General features: G+C 44.7%; 1 protein-coding gene and 2 pseudogenes. All 3 read right to left on the bottom strand.

Going from position 1 to position 2,611, the window contains the following annotated elements; all coding sequences use genetic code 11:
• Window positions 1-680, bottom strand: a 680-nt coding sequence (locus AB5903_RS21680) for a hypothetical protein (protein ID WP_368118278.1), incomplete at its 3' end; no start/stop codon positions are given.
• Window positions 681-687: 7 nt separating this feature from the next.
• Window positions 688-1,786, bottom strand: a pseudogene (locus AB5903_RS21685) (toxin-antitoxin system YwqK family antitoxin).
• Window positions 1,787-2,241: 455 nt separating this feature from the next.
• Window positions 2,242-2,538 (bottom strand): annotated as a pseudogene (locus tag AB5903_RS21690) (serine protease); the annotation flags it as partial.
• Window positions 2,539-2,611: the final 73 nt, after the last annotated feature.

The raw sequence follows: 2,611 nt of genomic DNA on the forward strand, positions 1-2,611 counted from the left end.
CCGCCGAAGGTCAACTTCCTGACTCTGATAATATTGCTTCCGGACCGTACCACTTCCATTCTGTACACAAACGCATACTCCTCTTTCCCGTCCTTCTTGCTATACCGGGTGGAAAACGACAGTTGCCTGATACCGGGATGCTCCAGTTCGGGTCTGCTCTCATCGGGATGGCGGTTGCAGGTCAGGACGAATTTAAAGACTTCTCCCGGCCGGAGTGTTTCAGGCTCGGTACTGACACTACAGACCACTTCTTCTATATTCTCTGCAGGAAGTACGCAGACCTTCATCGTAGAGCAGGTACGCATCTTCCCTCCTGTCATGGCCCGTACCGAAGGCAGAGTAACCCAACCGGCTTTCTTGAAACGGACTATGTAATAGTTTCCGTGGAGTGAAAGATTCTCCTGCTTGCCGTTTACAAAAGAAGTCTTTGACGACCGCGTAGAATGCGGGCCCGACACCAGCTCCGCCTCACAGTCGTCCCACCGGGGAACAGACATGTCGTAAATCTCTCCGGTACTGTAATAGCCGACCCGGACATCCTGCCCCACATGCACTTTGCAAAAAGACGTATCTACTTCATTGAAGAATCTTACACTATCATTTTGCGCCGACAAGGTTGCAATATGCAATGCCAGACAGCACAAAACGACAAACACTTTCGGATAGCGTATCTCATTCATCCCGGTACTATTTTGTTTCTTCCCACTCTTTTTCCAGCTTACCGTCTATGTCATACATTTTCCACCGGCCTACACGTCTGCCGTTGAGGTATTCGCCCGTTTCACGAACGGCGTCGTTCTTCACGTAACGCGACTCGAACAGTCCGGTTTTCCGCCCGTTTACATAAGTGGATATTTCCCAATAATCATAACGGTTGGTAACAATCAGCCGGCGCTCCTTACCATGCAGACGGCCGTGTTGGTAGGTCGCTTCGTAAACAAGCTCTCCATTGCCAGGATTATATTCGCGATAAAGCCCGTCCTTACGGTCGGCTTTCAGGTAAAATTCACGGCTGCGGGCGCCCGTATTACGGTCATACGATATATGCAGTCCTTCTTCCCTGCCGTTGACGTAGGTCTTCACTGACAATGTATCGCCACTTTCGGCAATTTCAATCCACCGGCCGTCCTTTTGGTCGTTCTTATAATGCCCCAGAATATGTGGCTGCCCGAAAGTAAACATCGAGGAGTATTCACCGTCTTTCATGCCGTATTCATTATAAGTATTCCGTCTCATAAAGTTCGTACGTCCCTTTCAGGAAAGTAAACTGTTTGCCTACCTGCTTACCGTCTTTATAAGTATGGTCCCTGCGCAACGTACCGTCCCACTCATAAACCATATCCTTTCCATCCTGCTTGCCGTTGCGGTAGTTCACCTCACGCTCTACCTTGCCGGTAGTAAAATAGGTTTTATGGGCGCCGTGCAGCTTGCCATCCTTATAGGACTTCTCTTCCTGCACACGCCCCTCGCTATCGTACATCTTAAATACACCGTCTTTCTTGCCGTCCTTGTATGTACCGTCGCATTTCAGCTTGTTGTATTCATACTCTCCATACTTGCCGTTGTAAAAACCGTCCTTAAATTCAGCCTGTATATAAGCAGAGTGATAACCGTCTATGATGCGGTGGTCTCCGTTCAAGGGTTTTTCTGTTTTCAGGTCACGAAAAAGAATACGTCCGTCACCCACATTGATAGCCGATACCTGCTCAATCGGATACTCCTTCTGTGCCTGTACCATAACAGGCAGAAACATCAGAAAAGAAATCAATGCCACACATTTCTTCATAGCTCTTTCTTTCAAAATCCTACTCTTTTTATCCATAATTATTACTTTTTATAAAAGTTGAAAACAGTCGTATAACGCACCAACGGGCTTATAGGACAAAAATAAAAGATAGGTACTGAATAAGAAAACGGACAAGGGGTATAATTACGGAATACTGCACACCCAATAAATATCTATTTTACAACTGATTATTATGATATATAAAGAGGTATGCAAGGGTATATTTATATATCAATAAAAATATACGTTATAATTTTTCAAAGCAAATAAAGAAAATGGAAAAACAGGTATCCAACTGACGTTTCTTTACTGTTTTGTATCTATTTTTCTCTATTCATAGAATACTTTTTCTTTCTAATCCAAATAAAAGAAGGTGCGCTATTGTGATATGAACACGCGTTCGTGAAGTTCAATCGGACACACCTTCTTCTATCCTGTAATTCCGGCTAAAGCCGTTATGCTTCCTGCTTGGAATATTCCGAAAACTCACATCCGAACTGTTCCACCAGCATATTATCCATGTCATCGGCCTTAAAGGCAAGATTCACCAGATTCTTACGGATTTCATCTTCCGACTCTTCCGTGAGGTCGGACAGATGGATGCGATAAGCCATGTAAATCTGCCGGCCTTCAATGCCCAATTTATAGGGAGCGAAATCCTCACTCAGGATATAGTCCAATACACGTTCCACCTCTTTCTTAGGCAAGAGGTTAATGGGAGAAACAGCAAACAGATAAGTGTTTTCATACATTAGTGTCCCGTTAAAATGGGACGAGTTAAACAATTAATCAAAAAGCCCCGGAATCAGGGGATCATTTAGATCT

Source organism: Bacteroides sp. 2201st1_D9_2201SCRN_220225 (assembly GCF_040928965.1).
Lineage (GTDB): Bacteria > Bacteroidota > Bacteroidia > Bacteroidales > Bacteroidaceae > Bacteroides > Bacteroides stercoris.